The following is a 17,091-nucleotide window of genomic DNA, read 5'->3' on the forward strand; positions in this document are numbered from 1 at the left end:
CACGGCTACTGCTCCGCTCGCAATGATGCGATCGGTGCTGTCCAGCGTGACGACAAGTCCACCCTTCACCAGGAAATCACAGGTGCGCGGTGCTGCTGCGTCTCCCATGGCTAGGACGCCTGCGCAAGACGCGTCGATTCCTCGCGTATCAGGGCCAGGATGCGACGCTTGGCGTCGTTGAACTCGGGGCTGGTGATGTCCCGCGGGCGCGGCAGGTCGAAATTGACGGCCTCGCGGATTCGACCAGGCCGCTTCGTCATCACCACGATCTTGTTGCCGAGCACCAGCGCCTCGTCGACGCTGTGGGTGACGAACACGATGGTGCAGCGGCGCTTCTGCCAGATCGCGACCAATTCCTCCTGCATTTCGAGCTTGGTCTGGGCGTCCAGCGCCGCGAACGGCTCGTCCATCAGGATGACGCTCGGATTCATCAGCAACGCACGGGCGATCCCGACCCGCTGATTCATGCCACCGGACATCTCGGAGGGATGGTGGTGCTCGAAACCGCGCAAGCCGACGAGATCGATGAACTCCATGGCGCGATCGTGCCGCTCGGCCTTTGCGACGCCCTTGAGCTTGAGATGGAAGGCGATGTTGTCGATCGCCGTCAACCACGGCATCAGGGTCGGCTGCTGGAACACGACGCCGCGGTCCGAGCCGGGCCGTTCCACCTGCTTGCCATCGACCAGCGTCCGTCCGGACGTCGCCTGCTCGAAGCCGGCGATGATGTTGAGCAGGGTCGACTTGCCGCAGCCGGACGGGCCGAGCAGGCAGACGAAATCATTGGCCTCGATGTCGAGATTGATGTTGTCCAGCGTCAGCAGATCGCGGCCGCGCCGCTTATCGGAAAACACCTTGACGATGTTGCGAAGCTCGATTGCCGCCATCAGCCCGCTCTGCCCTGCACGGTGGTCGTCGCCTGCCAGCGCAGCGTATGCGCCATGATCGCCTTGAGGCCGAGGTCGGAGAGATAGCCGAGCAGCCCGATCGATATCATCGCCGCGAGCACGATGTCGTAGCGCAGGAAGTAATAGGAATCCCACAAGACGTAGCCGAGCCCGCTCTTGACCGCGACCATCTCGGCCGTGACCGTCAGCATCCAGGCCGATCCGACCGCGATGCGCAGGCCGGCGAAGATCGAAGGCAGCGCCGCCGGCAGCACGATATCCGTCAGCATCTGCCGTTGGCTCGCGCCCATCATCGCGCCCGCACGCACGAGATTATGGTCCACGGTTTTCACACCATGAATGGTGTTCATCAGCACGGGAAAGAACGCGCCGAGGAAGACGAGGAAGATCGCGGGCTTGTCGGCAATGCCGAACCAGATGATCGCGAGCGGAATCCAGGACACCGGCGGGATCGGACGCAGCATCTGCAGCGTCGGCTCCAGCGTCTTCTCGAACAGCCGCGACCAGCCGATCGCGACGCCGGCGAGAATTCCGAGCGCGCTCGCCAGCGCAAAGCCGCCGAACACGCGCAAGGCGCTGGCGAGCGCATCGCGCAGCCAGTGCCCGGAATAGGTCTGCGTGGTCTCGTCGAAGCCGAACACCCAGTCGCCGAGCGCATGCAGCACCGCACTCGGCGCCGGCAGCAGGGCCGGCGGCAGCATCCCGCTGCGGGCGAAGGCCTCCCAGCCCGCGATCAGTAGCGCGGGAACGACAACGCGTTCCAGCCCCTGCAACGCCCGCGTCAGCCGAAACGCCGGCTTGGCCGGCGCGGCATCAATAACCGAGGTCATTCTTGGCTTTTCCCGTGGCCTGCTCGAGGAACGAATAGTCCATGTTCTTCTCCGCGTCCGCAGAGACGTCCTTCGAGATGTATTTGAGGTCGCGCATCATCGCGGCGATCGCGAGCGTCTGCGAACGATGGATCGCAGGATCCGGCGAGGCATTCTTCAGCGCTTCCGTCGCGACCGTCTTGTCGAGGCCGGTGAGCTTATTGATGACGTCGATCCACGGGCCTTTGTCGGCGATCAGCTTGTTGTCGAGCTCGACCACCGCGGTCACGACGCCCTGCACGCCGGCGCGCTGGCTCGCAATCACGTCGGAGCGCGTGACGATCAGGTTGGTCAGATTTCCCGCAGCCTGGTCGTAAGGAAGCACGAAGTGCTTGCCGGCGCCGGCGAGCCGGATCTGCGAGGCGAACGGCTCGACCGAGCAAATCATGTCGACCTCACCGCGCTGGAGCGCTGCGAGATGGTCTGACGGATTGGGGATGTTGATGAACTGGATGTCCTTGTTGGGGTCGACGCCCTGCTTGAGGAACGCACCGCGCATGTGGATGTCCTGCGCATTGCCGCGGGACGCCGCGACCTTCAGCGGCTGGCCGTCGCTCTTGCCCTTGGCAACGATCGCCTTGAACGCGGTCCAGTCATCAGGCGGAAGATTCAGCTTTGTCGAGGACAGACATTCCGAGCCACCGTTGATCTGGCCGGAGACGGCGACGACATCAAAGCCTTTGTCGAGTGCCGTGATGTAGTGGAGGTAGGTCACCTGCGCGACGTCGATGCTCTTCGATATCAGGGCGGTGAGGACGTCATTACCCGAGTTGAAGCCGGTGGCCTCGACCTCGACATTCTTGGCCATGCCTGAAATCAGTGACATCGGCAGGCAGTGCGCGCATTTGGCGTAACCGAGCTTAATCTTTGCGGCCTGCGCGGAGGCAAGATCGCTTCCACTGAGCATCGCCGCCACCAACACGAGGCCCAGTCGCAAACTCGTCCGCATCGCTTACTCCGTTTCGGAAAGGCGCGAGATCTCGCGCGTCTCGCAAGATCATCCGTCGCCGTTTGCGGCAGCGCAACGGGGATTTTGCATGCTGCATACAATTTGTGCCTTGTGCCATTGTTTTCAGCTAGATGCGCCGATATTTTTGGCAAGTCAAAGGGCCGTAAATGGCTAAGATGAACCTGAGCAGTGAGGCACGCGTGCAGCAGAAATCGGAAGCGCCCAAGGGCCGAAAGTCGCCCAAACTCAAGCGGATGGGCCTGCATGAGCGCGCTGCCGCGCGGATGCGGACGATGATCATTCGCGGCGAGCTGCCACCAGGATCGCAGACCCAGGAGACCAAGCTGTCGAAGTCGCTAGGCGTGTCGCGGACGCCGCTGCGCGAGGCGATGAAGGTGCTCGCGGCCGAGGGGCTGATCGAACTGCGGCCCAACCGCAGCCCGCGCATTGCCGATATCGCGGTCGACGGCATCTCGGAATTGTTCGAGGCCCTCGCCGGCATCGAGCGGCTTGCCGCCGAGCTCGCCGCGGCGCGCGCCACCGACCGCGATCTTACGCGCCTCCGCACGCTTCAGACCCGCATGGAGGGTCATCATCGCAACGGCAAGCTCGACGATTACTTTGCCATCAACGGCGAGATCCACAACACGATTGTCCGCATGGCCCGCAACACGCCGCTGCGGGAGGCGCACGAGACGCTGATCTCCCGCGCCGAGCGCGCGCGCTATCTGGCGCTCGGCGCCGACCGGCGCTGGAGCAATTCGGTCGATGAGCACGCAGATATTCTGGCTGCGCTCGAGGCGCGCGACGGCGAAGCCGCCGGCCGCCTGCTCGGCGCTCATGTCAGGCGGACCGGCACCGCGTTGCTCGAAGTCCTCGCCCCCTCCAAACCCAAGCAGACGGCGGCATAACCATGAAGCTGCTTCTGCTCAACCCCAACACCAGCACCGAGGTCACACGGCTGATGATGGGCGTCGCGCAGCGCGCGGCCGCGCCCAGCACTGAGCTCGTCCCCTGCACCGCGACCCGCGGCGTGCCCTACATTTCGACGCGCACCGAGGCGCAGATCGGCGGCGCCATCGCGCTCGAAATGCTGGCCGAGCAGCACAACAACGTCGACGCGGCGATCATCGCGGCCTTCGGCGATCCCGGCCTGTTCGCCGCGCGCGAAACGTTCGACATTCCCGTGGTCGGCATGGCGGAAGCCGCGATGCTGACCGCCTGCATGGTCGGACGCCGCTTCGCCATCGTCACCTTCGCACAGGCGTTGGGGCCCTGGTACGAGGAATGCGTCCGCGCCCACGGGCTGTGGGAGCGCTGCGCCGGCATCCGCATGCTCGATACGCCGTTCCAGGCGATCTCCGAGGTCGGCACCGAGAAAGAAGATGTGCTCGTCGATCTCGCGCAGCGCGCGATCGTCGAGGACGAGGCCGATGTCCTGATCTTTGCGGGCGCACCGCTCTCAGGGCTTGCCGAGCGCGTCGCCGACCGGATCCCCGTCCCCGTCGTCGATCAGGTCGTCGCCGCCGTGAAGCAGGCCGAGGCGTTGGTGGCGCTGCGCCTGCGCAAGGCAACGGCGGGCACGTTCCGCCGGCCGGCCGCCAAGCCGACCATCGGTCTCGCCGAGGCGCTCGCCGCCCGGCTCGAGCATCGCGATAGCTGAGCGGAGCGGCGGCGATGGACGATCTTCAATCCATCTTCGATTGCGCGGCCGCCGCCGGACCAGGGCACGAGACTTGCTTTCTCCTTTCGGAGAACGGGAGGCAACATCATGGCTGATGCGCAAAGCGGACGTTCGCTCGTCGTCGACGCCGTCACCCACCGCTATCCGAGCGGCGCGCTCGCGGTCGAGAACATCAATCTCGACATCAAGGGCGGCGAGATCATTGCACTGCTCGGCCCGTCCGGCTGCGGCAAGACAACGCTGCTGCGCATCATCGCCGGCTTCATCGCGCAGACGCAGGGGCGGATCATCATCGGCGACGACGTCGTCGATGCGCTGCCGCCGAACCGCCGCGCCGTCGGCATCGTGTTCCAGAACTATGCGCTGTTTCCCCATCTCACCATCAGCGAGAATGTCGGCTACGGCCTCGCCGCCCGCGGCGTCGACACGGCGACGCGGCAGCGCGAGGCGCAGCGCCTGCTCGAACTGGTGCAGCTGCCGTCGATGGCTGAACAGCTGCCGCGGCAGCTCTCCGGCGGCCAGCAGCAGCGCGTCGCGCTGGCCCGCGCGCTCGCGATCAAGCCGTCGATCCTGCTGCTCGACGAGCCCTTTGCCGCGCTAGACAAGAATCTGCGCCTCGACATGCAGATCGAGGTCAAGCGGCTGCAGCGCGTCTCGGGCATCACGACACTCATTGTGACGCATGACCAGGAAGAGGCGTTGTCGATGGCCGACCGCGTCGCCGTGCTGAGCCACGGCAAGCTCGAGCAGTTCGGATCGCCGTCGGACGTCTACGACCGTCCGCAGACCCTGTTCGTGAACACCTTCGTCGGCTCCAGCAACCGCATGCCCGGAATCGTGGTGTCGGCGGACCGCACCGCCGCCAAGGTGCGGCTTGATGCCGGCGCGGAGATCGTCGCGCGGCCCGCGGGCGGCGCCCTCGCCGAGGGCGGCCGCGTCACCGTGTGCATCCGCCCCGAACATCTGCAATTCGTCGGCGACGAGACCGGCTTTGCCGGTGTCGTCGGCATGTCGCTGCCACTCGGGGCCACCGTCGTCCACGAGGTCACGACCGCCGACGGCTCCGGCGTAAAAATCTCACAGGCGCGCATCGGCGAGACGCGCACGCTCGAGAGTGGCGCCGCGGTGCGCCTTGCGCCGCTCGCACCATCGCTTGCCAACGCCTTTCCCGCAACGCTTTAGACCCAATCATAGTCCACAGGGAGTTCGACATGATCCTCAACCGCCGAAGCCTGATGACGACCGCACTCACACTCGGCGCCATGAAGGCATTTCCCGGACTGAGCTTCGCCCAGGCTCGTCCGCTGGTGTTTGCGACCTTCACCGGAAGCTGGGAGGAAGCGCACAAAGCGGTGCTGGTGCCGGCCTTCCGCAAAGCCAACGCGGATGCGGCAATCGTGCTCGACCCCATGCTCTCGGTTGACCAGATCGCGAAAGTGAATGCTGCCAAGGCGACCCCGCCGATCGACGTCATGCTGCACGATCCCGGCCCTGCCCTGGTCGCGATCGGCCAGGACCTGGTCGAGCCCTATCCGGTCGAGAAGAGCGCCTATTACAAGGACCTGATCACCGAGGCGCAGGAGCCGATGGGCCCCGCTCCGTTCTTCCAGGTCGTCGGCCTCACCTACAATCCCGAGGCGATCAAGACGCCGCCGACCTCCTGGGCCGATCTCTGGAAGCCGGAGTTCAAGGGCCGCGTCGGCATCACCAACCTCAACTCGACGCTCGGCACCGGCTGGCTGGTCGAGATCGCCAAGATGCGCGGCGGTTCTGAAGCCAATGTCGATCCCGGCTTCAAGGCGCTGGAAGAGCTGAAGCCCAATCTCGCTGCAGTCGCGGCCAATCCCGGCGCGCTCGCGACCCTGTTCCAGCAGGGCCAGATCGACATCTCGCCCGGAAATTTCAACGCCATCCAGATCCTGAAAGCCCGCGGCGTGCCGGTCGAGTTCGTGGCGCCGAAGGAAGGCGCCATTGCTTTCAAGACCACGATCCACATCGTCAAGAACTCGCCCAACCGCGAGCTCGCGTTCAAGCTGATCGAAGCGGCGCTGACGGCTGAGGTGCAGACCACGCTGATGAACCCGCCCTATCTGATCGTTCCGACCAATTCCAAGGTGACGATGGGCGGCGAGATCGCGCGCGTGCTGGCCAAGGATACGGCCGAGCTGAAGCAGAAATTCGTGTTCCAGGACTGGAAGAAGATCAACGAGCAGCGCTCGGCCTGGATCGAGCGCTTCAACCGCGAGATCAAGATCTAGAGCCATGGGCGCAGCACCGGCATCACGGGACGCGACGTCCTACGGGATGGGATTGGCAGCGCCGCTGGCGCTGTTCTTCCTGGTGTTCTTCGTCGCGCCGCTGCTGCAATTGTTCTGGCTCTCACTGCATAACGACACCGCCGCGCTCCATTGGGGGCTCGGCCAGTACCTGCACTTCCTCACCGATCCCTTCAGCCTCGGTGTACTCGGTTCGACGTTGCTGCTCGGTGCCAAGGTGACGGCTGTCTGCCTCGTGCTCGGCTTTCCCATCGCTTGGCTCTATCAGCGGGTCGGGCCTCGGCTTCAGACCATCATCATCCTGATCGTGCTGCTACCGCTGCTGACCAGCGTCGTGGTGCGCACCTTCGCCTGGATCGTCATCCTGGGCCGGCAGGGCATCATCAACGCGACGCTGCAATCGCTCGGCGTGATCGATACGCCCTTGCGGCTGCTCTACACCCAGTTCGGCGTGGTGATCGCGCTCGCACAGGTGCAGATGCCGCTGATGACGCTGCCGCTGATCACCGCGCTCGGGCGCATCGACCCCAATCTCGATGATGCTTCCTGCTCGCTCGGCGCCGGAAGCTGGCGCACCTTTTTCAAGATCGTGCTGCCGCTGGCGCTGCCCGGCGTGATCGCCGGATGCACGCTGACCTACGCCGCCGCGATCACCGCCTTCATCACCCAGTCGCTGATCGGCGGCGGGCAGATGCTGTTCATGCCGATGTATCTTTATCAGCAGGCCTCGACCTTGCAGAACTGGCCGTTCGCCTCTGCGATCTCGATCATCTTCCTGCTCGCCGTGCTCGCGGTCGTCTCCGTCTTCACCGCGCTCGGGCGCATGTCGCGCGGCTATGGAGACGCGTGATGAGCGGGCGCAAGCGCACATTGGAAGCATTCAGCTTCGAATTCGTCATGACGGTGATCGCGATCATCGCGCTGATCCTGATCATTGCGCCGTCGCTGGTGGTGTTGATCGTCTCCTTCACCAGCGGCTTCTCGCTCAAATTTCCGCCGCCCGGCTATTCGCTGCGCTGGTACGCCGAGCTGTGGAATGCGTGGCAGTTGCACTTTGCCGCGCGCAACAGCCTCTTGGTCGCGCTGTGGGCCACGGGGCTGTCGATCGTGCTCGGCGTCGCGGCGGCGCTGGCGATCTCGCGGTCGCGGACGTTGTCGGCGCGGCTGCTCGATTCCCTTTTCATGTCGCCGCTGGTGCTGCCGGCGCTGGCCTTCGGCCTCGCCGCCCTGATGCTGTTCTCGCTGGTCGGCCTGCCGGTATCGCCGCTGACGCTGGTGATCGGCCACACCGTGGTCTGCGTCCCCTATGTCGTGCGCAACACCGTCGCAGCGCTGGCGCAGCTCGAGCCGACCCTGCTCGAGAGTTCGGCGGTGTTAGGGGCAAGCCGCCTCTACACGTTCCGACGGATCGTGCTGCCGCTGATCCGGCCGGGCATCATTGCGGGCGCCTTCATCGCCTTCATGTCCTCCTTCGACAATGTCCCGGTATCGCTGTTCCTGCGCGACGCCGCAACCGACATGCTGCCGATCCGGATGTGGCAAGACCTCGAAGGCAAGCTCGACGTCACCATCGCCGCGCTATCGAGCGTGCTGATCATTGCCACCATCGCCATGGTCGCGGTCATGGAGCGCGTCACCGGACTGTCGCGGCGGCTGACCAACTGATCAGGCGCCGCGGAACAGCGAATAGCCCCAGCGCGTGAACTTTAGCGGCAGATGAAAATGCTCGTCGACATTGTTGATGCGAAAGCGGAACGGCGTCACGGTGAGAAAGCCGTCACTGTCAGCAAAGAACCCGCCGAGATGAAACAGCACCTCATACTCGCCGGCAGTCACACCGGCGCCTTGCGCGACGGGGTGATCGAGCACGCCGTTTGCGCCGAGCCGTCCGTCGGCGATGCGAGAAGAGCCGGGATCGATCCGCCAGATCTCGACGCGCAGGCCCTGCGCAGGGCGTCCGCTCGCCACGTCGACCGCGTGAATGGAAATGCCGCCTGCCACCTTGCCGTCCCTCCTTCGAGCACGCTGCCATGGTAGACGGAAACACAGCCGTTCGGCCAGCGCCCGCGCTGCTGCCGGCCCTGGGCGCGATGACCTGGCTTCAAGCTGTGGTCGCGCTCGCCTTGTTCGCACCCGGCGTCGTCGCGCCCCGCGCCCATATCGAGGTCTGGCAGCTGTCGATGTTCACGTGCGCGGTCTTCGCCGTCGGCATCCCGGCTTCGTTCTGGGGCGGCGGCTTCATCACCCGCCTCGGCTCGTTGCGGATCGCAAGCCTGTGCGCGGTAGCCATCGTCGCCAGCATGGCGCTGGCCTCGCTCGGATCGACCGCCGCCTTGCTGGCCGCAGGCCTCTGCCTGGGCCTCGCCTTCGGGCCCGAGACCCCGGCAAGCGCGGCGCTACTGGCGCGGCTCGTGACGGCCGAGCGGCGTGCCTTCGTCTTCTCCGTACGCCAGACCGGCAACCAGATCGGCGCCGTCTGCGGCTCGCTGGCCCTGCCCGCGATCGCCATCTCGTTCGGCCCTGCCTGGTGCTACGCCGCTGTCGGCGCGTGTGCGCTGCTGACTATCCTGTTGTTCGAGCGACTCAGGCCAACCTATGCCGGAAAAGTCGTCCCGCCTCCAGAACTCGATCTGCGTGCACGATTGGCACTTTTAACTGCGGACCGGCAGATCGCGATGCTGGCGCTGGCCTCGATGCCGTTCAGCGCGATGCAGGTCTCGCTCAACACCGTCTTCGTCACGCTCGGCACGCGTGAGCTCGGGTTGAGCCACATCGAGGCCGGCATGGCCCTCGCCTGCGCGCAGGGAGGCGGCCTGGTCGGCCGGCTCGGCTGGGGTCTTGTCGCAATGCGCCTGAAAGCCTCACGCCTGGTTCTCATCGTCATCGGCATCGGCATGGCCTTCTGCGCCGCGCTGCTTGGCCTCGATGGCGCATCGCTCGGTCGCACTGGGCAATTCGCCGTCGCAGCGCTGTTCGGCCTGACGGCGTCGGGGTGGAACGGCGTCTTCATCGCCGAGATCGCGCGCCTCGCCCCCCAAGATAGAATCGGCGAGACCACGGGCGCGGTGCTCACCGCGTCCTACGCCGGCCTGCTCGCGGCGCCGGCGCTGGTTTCGATATTGGATGCCACAGCTAACCTCGGCGCGGCCTTCTTCGCCTTGGCGTGCCTTGCGCTCTGCGGCACATTGGCGCTGATCTGGGGAGGCCATGACAAAGCCGGCAAATAGCGCATGCGAGATCGCGGCTGACGTTGCCGTTGGGCGGGCGGCTGCGGTCGAAGCCGTCAAGGCTGCCTTCGACCGCATCGAGGCCGCAAAGGCTTTGAACGCGGTCGTCACGATCGATCCCGCTCGCGCACTTGCCGATGCTGCTGCGGTGGATGATCGCGTGCGCTCCGGCGAGACAATGCCGCTGGCCGGCGTCCCCGTTATCGTCAAGGACAACATCTGGGTCGGTGGCTGGCGCGTGACGCAGGGCTCCCGGCTGTTCGCCGATTTCATCGCGCCGCAGGATGCGGTTGCAATCGAGCGGCTGCGCAAGGCCGGCGCCGTCATCGTCGGCATCGGGGCAACATCCGAGTTCGCCTGCAAGGGGGTGACGACCTCACCGCTGTTCGGGCCCACTCGGCATCCTCTCGATCCTGCGCTAACGCCCGGCGGCTCATCAGGCGGTCCCGCCGCCGCGGTCGCAGCCGGCCTCGTGCCACTTGCGATTGGGACCGATGCAGGCGGATCGAGCCGCAGGCCGCCGGCCCATGTCGGTGTCGCCGGTTTCAAGCCGTCCTATGGCGCGATCCCCTATGGGCCCGGCTTCGCCGAGCCATTCTTCGGCCTCTCTGTCATCGCACCAATCGCCGCCAGTGTCGCCGACATCGCGCTGGCGTTCGAGACCATGGCCGGCATCGATCCGCGCGATCCGGATTCCGCCGTCATCGCGCAAGAGGCTGAAGATATTGCCGGCCTGCGGATCGCGTTCTCACCGCGCCTCGGCCTGGACGTCGCAGTCGACGACGTCGTCGCCAACGGATTCGCTTGTGCCGTCGCGCGTCTCTCCGCGTCCGGGCTACAGATCACGCAACGCGATCCTCGCTGGCCGGCGGGCGCGATGGAAGAAGCCATCATGCCGCTTCAGCATGCGGGCCTCGCCACCCTCTATGGCGACGCTTTCCGCGAGGACCCGACGGTCTTCGATCCCGATATCGCCAAGCAGATCGAGCGCGGACTTTTCTGGTCGGGCGCGGATGTTGCCGGGGCGCTGGTCGCGAGTACAGCAATCGCCAGTGCGTTCGCCGCCTTCTTTACGGAGGTCGACCTGCTGCTGGCGCCGACGGTGCCCTGCGTCGCCTGGCCGCTCACCCAGCTTGGACCGGATATGATCGGCGGCGCCCGGCCAGCCCGCGCGCGCACGCCGTGTTCACCCCCTTCGTCAATCACGCCCGCCTGCCGGCGATCTCGATTCCGTGCGGGACCGACGCGAACGGCCTTCCGTTCGGCTTGCAACTGATCGCCCGGCGCGGGCAAGACCGAACGCTGCTGCGCGCCGCGCGGCACATCGAGGCGCTGCTAAGAGCGTAAGTCAGGCCGCAAAGGTTGAGCGCAAGCGGCGCCAGCCGATGACGATCCCGGTGATGGAGAACACCAGTCCAAGCGTGCAGAGTCCGGCGATCAGGACGTCGCGGACATGCGGGTGCGCCATGAGGACCGGAAAATCGAGCGTGTGCAGGGCGCTGTAGGCCCAGCGATAGGCGCGTCGCGACGCGTCCAGCCGTTGCAGCACCCGGCCGTCGGCGCCGTCGATATCGAACCAGAGGTCACCGCACCGCGAGCGGTAGACGGGTGCACCCGGGAGCATGGACTGCGCGGGATAGGTGTCGTTATCAGCCAGAACGGACGGTATGCCGCAGCCAGCTGCGAGGCGCGTCACCAATCCCTGAATTTCATCTACGCTCAGGAATTCCGATGGCCCATCATGGGCCGTTCCGCCTGCGTTCATCAAAACCTGGCTGCCCAGGCCAACCCGATCGCGACGATAGACATTGCCTTTGAAGGCGAACCACTCGATCTCGCGGGCCGGTGACGGCATCGGCTCCCGACCTAGCGATGAGACCGTCCTCCAATTCGGCGGAACGTTCATCTTGCCAACTTCGCCCGTGGTCAACTGCCCTCGCGAGAACAGCAGCCCGTGATCCATCGAGAGCCAGCCGCTGAAAATCCAGGTCAGCACGAAGACCGTCGCCGCGAGGCCGATAAGGTGGTGCAGGGCATGCCAGCCTCGGTAAGGTGAGCCAAGCAGCCCTCCTCGACGCTTGATCCGGGCGAGCCCAAGCACCGAGCCGAGCAAGGCTGCGATCGAGGCCGCCAACGACAATGTCCAGACCACGCGATCCCACAGCGCCCAATCTCGTCTCAGGACCGTCGGATAAATCCAGTGCAGAACGCTGCCGGCGAGATTCCATCCACGCTCGCTTCGTATCGTATCCAGGACGACTTCGCCGGTCAGCGACGAGACATAGACCTCCGTGCCGGCGGCGTCGCCAAGGGCAACGCGGAACAGGGGCCGGTGACGATCGAATCCATTGGGCACAGTCCATTGATCGTAGTTCCTGTGCGCAACGATCGCGGCCTGTGCTGCATCGATCCCGCGGCCGCGGGCGTGATCCCGCGCAATGGCAAGCGCGACATCGGCAGAGGTGACAGTCGCGTCCCGTCCGTCGGAGGCGCGAACCGCGCGCCCAAGCAAGGCTCCTGATACACTGTAGACTGGCCCGTCGCTCCGCTGGATCAGGCGAACGCGTGTTGCCTCGGTGATGCCGCTGGAAGCTACCGCGTCGGCGACCCCGATGGTCACCTGCGCAGGGTCCACCGGCGCGAGGCCGGCAAAGCGTTCCGCTTCCGTCAGCGACGGAAACGGAACGAAGTGCATCACGATCCCCGTCGCAAACCACATCGCGAACAGCAGGCAGAATGCGACCCCGAGCCAGCGGTGCAGCAGGACGATCGCGCCCATCATGCGTTCAATGCCTTACCATTTGAACGCAGCGGAGATCTCATAGGTGCGCGGCGCGCCCAGCAATATCTGGTCAGGATAGAACGGATCGCCCCAGATCGCATAGCGCTTGTCGGTGAAGTTGCGCACCCGGAACGTCAGGCGCGCCTGATCGACCGCAGCGAATACCGTCTTGGGGATATCGACGAAGGCATAGACATCCCCCACCGTATAAGCGTTCAGCGTCACGGTGTTAGCGTCAGTGTTGTAGCGGTCGCCGACATGGCGGCCGACGATTCCGAGCTCCACGGGCCACGACGTCAAGAAGCGGTACGACGCGCCGGCATTGGCCACGACGCGTGGCACGTTCGGCGGCGTATTGCCGGAGAACGAGCCGCCGGCGAAGTTATAGTCGGCATAGCGCGCATCGACATAGGCGATGTTGCCCCACAACCGCAAAGGTTCGATCGGGCGAACGGATGCGGCGAGCTCGACGCCTTTCGATTCCTGCCGTCCGGCGATGTTGAGCTGCATGCCGCCGGCGGCGGCATAGACGTTCTTGCGCAGGATGTCGTAGGCCGAGAACGACCACTCCGCCCGGTTGTCCCAGAGCAGATGTTTGACACCCGTCTCGTAGGTGCGCGCGGTCGTCAGGTCGAGCGGCTGGGTGGGCGCGAGCAGGAAGATGTTGTTGGCGGAGATATCGGCGCCGGTGGCGTACTGGCTGAAGAAGGTCAGGCCGGGAATGGCCTCCCAGGTGTAGCCGATGCGACCCGTCACCGGCGCCCAGGATTTCGAGAACGGGAAATTCGCGTTCTCCAGACCGTTCTGGTCGGTCGAGTTGCGGTCAAGCCCGATATGTTCGACGCGTAGACCGCCGACAAGGGCGAAGCTTCGCGTGAGCTTCAGCCGGTCCTCGAACGACAGCGCCTCGTTGTCGATGCGCGCGGTCTGCTGCTTGGTCGTGAGCAGGCCGTAAAAGCCGCGGTCGGGATCGACCAGCGAAACGGAATCGCCGGGGAAATTCGCCGCACCTGGCCTGACAAAATCGAGGTAACTTGAGGACAGCGTCGTGACGAGGCGATTGTCGAAACCGGCGATGTTCGCATCCCAGGTCAGGTCGGTGATGTTGCCGACCAGTCTCTGGCTGTGCGCGACATAAAAGCGGCTGCGGTCAACCGTATTCGTCGCGGAATTGAACGCCTCGACCTCGTTGTTGAACCACGAGCGCTCCGCGCCGTAGCCATAGGCCTGGCTCTTCAGCGTCAGGTCCGGCGCCAGCTTCAGCTCGAAGCCGCCGCGCAGCCACACCTCTTGCGCCACGTTGCGGTTGTCGAGGACGTTGTAGTTGGTGTTGAAGGTACGATCGTCGATCGTAATTGGTCCGAGATTCGATCCATTGAAATTCGACACATAAGTGCCCGAGACGATGCCCGCCGTGGCATGCGAGCCGCTGAAGGCGACTGGGACCAGCGGTGCACCCCAGTAAGCCTTTCCGCGGTCCTCGCGATACTCAATCGCGCCCCAGATCTTGAGGCTGTCGGAGATCCGATAGTTGAGCTGGCCGGACACGTCGAGCGTCTTGGTGTTGGTGTCGTCGGCAAAGCCATTAAGCGAGGAACGGCTGATGTCGAAACGGTAGTCCAGCCCCTCAACGTTGGTGCTGCCGCCGGAGCCGTAATGAGCGCGGAACGAATTCAGCGAGTCAGAGGAGAAATCCGCCTCGTTCCGGATCGCCCCAGTATGCGGCTGCTTGGTGACGAAATTGATCGAGCCGCCGGCGGCGCCTTCGCCGGATATCAGCGAGGCCGGACCTTTCAGGAATTCCACGGCCTCCAGATTGGCCGTGTCGGTGATCCGCGAGGTCATGTTTTGCGGGCCGATCTTGATGCCGTTGTAGAGCGTGTTGATCTGGCTGTTGGTGAAGCCGCGCATCGAGAAGGCCGAGGGCTCGGCCGGATTGTCACCGGAGGTGACGCCGACCGCGCCTTGCGCGACGTCGGAGACAGTGCGGTAGCCCTGCTCGCGCATGGTCTGGGCCGAGATGACCTCGACGGTCGCGGGGATCTCCCGCACGGTCAGGCCGAGCCGCGAGGCGCTTTCGGCCACGACATTGGTGTTGAGCGGCGTTTGCGCCACCGCGGCCGGCACGACCGGCTGTGGCGCGGTCGACGCTGCCGCGGGCCGGCGCACTGCCGCGCGACGCGCGCTCTGCGCTTCCCGGCCGACCGGTTTGGCCCGCTTTCGGGATTGGGCTGGCGACACCTCAACCGGCGGCAGGGGTTCGCGGGCCTGCTGCGCCAGCGCGGCGGATAGATCGGCGGCAACAAACGACGAGAGAGCAGCGGACGCGAGCAAAAAGCGGCGCGGTCGCGCAAGACGGACGGAAGACATGGCTCGAACCTCGGTATGACGTCAGTGGCACGTCACAGCGAACCAAGGTCCCACCTTCGGCCTTTCAGGCCTTCCGATGAAGCCGAATGTCTGTACTCCCCGACCGACATCTTCGCGTGTGACCACGGCTGACGGCAGGTCTCCTGGCTCGCGGGTCATGACCTTGTGTCGCCTTCCCGGGACCGAGAGACCCAGTGGCTCGTGACGCAAGATTCGCCGCTTACAGTTGCGGGGGCAGCCGCGGCATTGGGGAAACATCCCCGCACCGCATTCCCTTTTCATCCCCGGATGGGGAAACCGTCACGGCCATCTAGGATTACGGGCAAGACAGAGTCAATGTGCGGATGCGGCGTTATTGCCACAGCTACCAACTTCCTTGGAGATTTGCATGGAAGGCGAGACCTTCCTCTGGTTGATACGTCACGCGACCGTCCACGGCATTGTGGGGACGATCCATGCGCCTGACGCGCCGGCCGATCTGACCGACCGGGCGCAGCTCGATGCGCTGCGGCGACACCTGCCGCCGGAGGCGGTGAGCTATGCGAGCCTATCGCGACGAACGGTCGAGACGGCGCGCGCGCTGGGGCGCGATCCGGTGCTCATAAGTGAATTCGGCGAACAGGATTTTGGCGACTGGACCGGCCTGCGGCATGACGAACTTGCAGCTAGCGGTGGCGATGCCTATGCGCAGTTCTGGAGTGATCCGGCGCGCGCCAGGCCGCCGGGCGGTGAGAGCTTTGAGGATCAGGTCGCGCGCGTCCGGCAGGGTCTGTCGCGGATCGGAGCCGGATCGGCAGCCCTCGTCGTGCATTCCGGCACCATCCGCGCCGCGCTATGCATTGCGCTAGACCTCACGCCACAAGCAGCCCTGCGCTTCGTGATCGATCCGCTGTCGCTGACCCGGATCGATCGGCTCGCGACCGGCTGGCGCGTCTTATCCGTCAATCATCGCGTGGCTTGAGCCTGATCAGGCCGGCCGATCCGGCACATTGGCCTGGGCAAAGGTCGCCATGCCGTTGTGAAGGCTACAGGCGAGCCGCACCAGCGGCAGCGCGATCGCGGCGCCCGATCCCTCGCCGAGCCTGAGATCGAGGCTGATCAGCGGCTGGACGTTCAGCGCGCGAAGCACGAGCCGATGGCCCTGCTCCGCCGATTGATGTGACGGCAACAGGAACGGCCGGCATGACGGATTCAGGCGGACCGCCACCAGAGCCGCCACCGACACGATGAAGCCGTCGATCAGCACGGGAATGCGGGCTTGCGCAGCCGCAATGATCGCGCCGCAGATCGCCGCAATTTCGAAGCCTCCGACGGCGCAAAGGATTCTTTCGGGCGACGCACCGGCAACGCCATGGCGCGCAATCGCAGCATCGATCACCCGCGCCTTGTGCGCCCGGCCGGCGGTATCGACACCGGTGCCGCTGCCGGCGATTTCCTCGGCGCTCACGCCGAGCAGGCTCGCGGCAATCGCCGCCGATGTCGTGGTGTTGCCGATGCCCATCTCGCCGAAAATCAGGAGATCGGGCTGACTGACCCCGGCGCGTGCGACTGCGCGCTGGCCGGCGTCGAAGGCAAATGCCAGCTCCGCCGGTTCGAGCGCCAGCTCAACGCTGAAATCACGCGTGCCGTTGCGCGGCTTGTCGGTGACGATGCCCGCCATCTCCTGCTGCGTCAGCGTGCCGGCATCGACCACTTCGAGGCGCGAGCCAAGCTCGCGCGCCAGCACGGAGATTGCAGCACCTCCGGACGCAAAATTCGCCATCATCGCGATGGTGACAGCTTGCGGATAGGCTGACACGCCCTGAGCGACAATGCCGTGATCGCCGGCGAAGATGATGATCGGCACCCGCGCAGCACGTGGCTGCTCGGTCGCTTGCAGGCCCGCGAGCTCGATCGCGAGCTGCTCGAGCCGGCCGAGCGCGCCGGTTGGTTTTGTCAGTTGCGCCTGCCGCGCCATCGCTGCCTCGCGATGGACCGCGGAGACCTCGGGGCACTTTTGGTAGATCCATTCGGGGAGCATGCTGCC

15 protein-coding genes, 1 pseudogene and 1 riboswitch are annotated in these 17,091 nt (G+C 65.3%); of the genes and pseudogenes, 9 read left to right on the forward strand and 7 right to left on the reverse strand.

Annotated elements, in window-relative coordinates; translation table 11 throughout:
* Nucleotides 1-110: 110 nt before the first annotated feature.
* Genes ABIB73_RS06220 through ABIB73_RS06230 form a run of 3 tightly spaced genes read right to left on the reverse strand, consistent with a single transcriptional unit; the run spans nucleotide 111 to nucleotide 2,726 of the window.
* Entirely contained in the window at nucleotides 111-887 is a 777-nt protein-coding gene (locus ABIB73_RS06220) for an ABC transporter ATP-binding protein (protein ID WP_354222170.1), read from the reverse strand.
* A complete protein-coding gene (locus tag ABIB73_RS06225; protein WP_354222171.1) occupies nucleotides 887-1,738 on the reverse strand; it encodes an ABC transporter permease in 852 nt (283 codons plus the stop codon). The genes ABIB73_RS06220 and ABIB73_RS06225 overlap by 1 nt, the downstream gene beginning before the upstream one ends.
* Nucleotides 1,722-2,726 (reverse strand): ABC transporter substrate-binding protein, encoded by a 1,005-nt coding sequence (locus ABIB73_RS06230; protein WP_354222172.1) that lies wholly within the window; start codon nucleotides 2,724-2,726, stop codon nucleotides 1,722-1,724. Before ABIB73_RS06230 ends, ABIB73_RS06225 begins: the two co-directional genes overlap by 17 nt.
* A 200-nt stretch (nucleotides 2,727-2,926) precedes the next feature.
* Between ABIB73_RS06230 and ABIB73_RS06235 the strand changes: the two genes are divergently transcribed.
* The 6 genes from ABIB73_RS06235 (at nucleotide 2,927) to ABIB73_RS06260 (ending at nucleotide 8,351) form a co-directional block, all read left to right on the forward strand.
* The gene (locus ABIB73_RS06235) at nucleotides 2,927-3,637 is read left to right on the forward strand and encodes a GntR family transcriptional regulator (RefSeq protein WP_502918404.1); all 711 of its coding nucleotides are present in this window, start codon (nucleotides 2,927-2,929) and stop codon (nucleotides 3,635-3,637) included.
* 2 nt (nucleotides 3,638-3,639) lie between these two features.
* Nucleotides 3,640-4,389, forward strand: coding sequence for an aspartate/glutamate racemase family protein (locus tag ABIB73_RS06240; RefSeq protein ID WP_354222174.1), 750 nt, complete (start codon nucleotides 3,640-3,642; stop codon nucleotides 4,387-4,389).
* 108 nt (nucleotides 4,390-4,497) lie between these two features.
* Entirely contained in the window at nucleotides 4,498-5,592 is a 1,095-nt protein-coding gene (locus ABIB73_RS06245) for an ABC transporter ATP-binding protein (protein WP_354222175.1), read from the forward strand.
* 29 nt (nucleotides 5,593-5,621) lie between these two features.
* Complete coding sequence (locus ABIB73_RS06250) at nucleotides 5,622-6,668, forward strand: ABC transporter substrate-binding protein (protein ID WP_354222176.1); 1,047 nt, start codon at nucleotides 5,622-5,624, stop codon at nucleotides 6,666-6,668.
* Between the two features lie 4 nt (nucleotides 6,669-6,672).
* On the forward strand, nucleotides 6,673-7,536 hold the full coding sequence (locus ABIB73_RS06255) for an ABC transporter permease (protein WP_354222177.1): 864 nt from the start codon (nucleotides 6,673-6,675) through the stop codon (nucleotides 7,534-7,536).
* Complete coding sequence (locus ABIB73_RS06260; protein ID WP_354222178.1) at nucleotides 7,536-8,351, forward strand: ABC transporter permease; 816 nt, start codon at nucleotides 7,536-7,538, stop codon at nucleotides 8,349-8,351. Before ABIB73_RS06255 ends, ABIB73_RS06260 begins: the two co-directional genes overlap by 1 nt.
* On the opposite strand, the gene ABIB73_RS06265 is transcribed toward ABIB73_RS06260, so the two are convergent.
* The gene (locus tag ABIB73_RS06265) at nucleotides 8,352-8,687 is read right to left on the reverse strand and encodes a hydroxyisourate hydrolase (protein WP_354222179.1); all 336 of its coding nucleotides are present in this window, start codon (nucleotides 8,685-8,687) and stop codon (nucleotides 8,352-8,354) included. It abuts the gene before it with no gap.
* Between the two features lie 29 nt (nucleotides 8,688-8,716).
* Between ABIB73_RS06265 and ABIB73_RS06270 the strand changes: the two genes are divergently transcribed.
* Nucleotides 8,717-9,913 (forward strand): MFS transporter, encoded by a 1,197-nt coding sequence (locus ABIB73_RS06270; protein WP_354222180.1) that lies wholly within the window; start codon nucleotides 8,717-8,719, stop codon nucleotides 9,911-9,913.
* Nucleotides 9,894-11,260, forward strand: a pseudogene (locus tag ABIB73_RS06275) (amidase). Before ABIB73_RS06270 ends, ABIB73_RS06275 begins: the two are co-directional and overlap by 20 nt.
* A gap of 1 nt (nucleotide 11,261) precedes the next feature.
* On the opposite strand, the gene ABIB73_RS06280 reads toward ABIB73_RS06275, so the two are convergent.
* Together ABIB73_RS06280 and ABIB73_RS06285 are read right to left on the reverse strand one after the other, a co-directional pair.
* Nucleotides 11,262-12,695, reverse strand: a complete 1,434-nt coding sequence (locus ABIB73_RS06280; RefSeq protein ID WP_354222181.1) for a PepSY domain-containing protein — start codon at nucleotides 12,693-12,695, stop codon at nucleotides 11,262-11,264.
* A 12-nt stretch (nucleotides 12,696-12,707) separates the two neighbouring features.
* The gene (locus ABIB73_RS06285; protein WP_354222182.1) at nucleotides 12,708-15,065 is read right to left on the reverse strand and encodes a TonB-dependent receptor; all 2,358 of its coding nucleotides are present in this window, start codon (nucleotides 15,063-15,065) and stop codon (nucleotides 12,708-12,710) included.
* 116 nt (nucleotides 15,066-15,181) lie between these two features.
* A riboswitch (cobalamin riboswitch) is annotated at nucleotides 15,182-15,382 on the reverse strand.
* A gap of 71 nt (nucleotides 15,383-15,453) precedes the next feature.
* Between ABIB73_RS06285 and ABIB73_RS06290 the strand changes: the two genes are divergently transcribed.
* Nucleotides 15,454-16,026: a histidine phosphatase family protein gene (locus ABIB73_RS06290; protein ID WP_354222183.1), complete on the forward strand. Its 573-nt coding sequence runs from the start codon at nucleotides 15,454-15,456 to the stop codon at nucleotides 16,024-16,026.
* Nucleotides 16,027-16,032: 6 nt separating this feature from the next.
* Here the strand turns inward: ABIB73_RS06290 and cobT are convergent, their stop codons facing one another.
* Nucleotides 16,033-17,085: a nicotinate-nucleotide--dimethylbenzimidazole phosphoribosyltransferase gene (gene cobT, locus ABIB73_RS06295; protein ID WP_354222184.1), complete on the reverse strand. Its 1,053-nt coding sequence runs from the start codon at nucleotides 17,083-17,085 to the stop codon at nucleotides 16,033-16,035.
* Nucleotides 17,086-17,091 lie beyond the last annotated feature (6 nt).

The organism is Bradyrhizobium sp. F1.4.3 (assembly GCF_040548375.1).
In the GTDB taxonomy this organism is placed as follows: domain Bacteria; phylum Pseudomonadota; class Alphaproteobacteria; order Rhizobiales; family Xanthobacteraceae; genus Bradyrhizobium.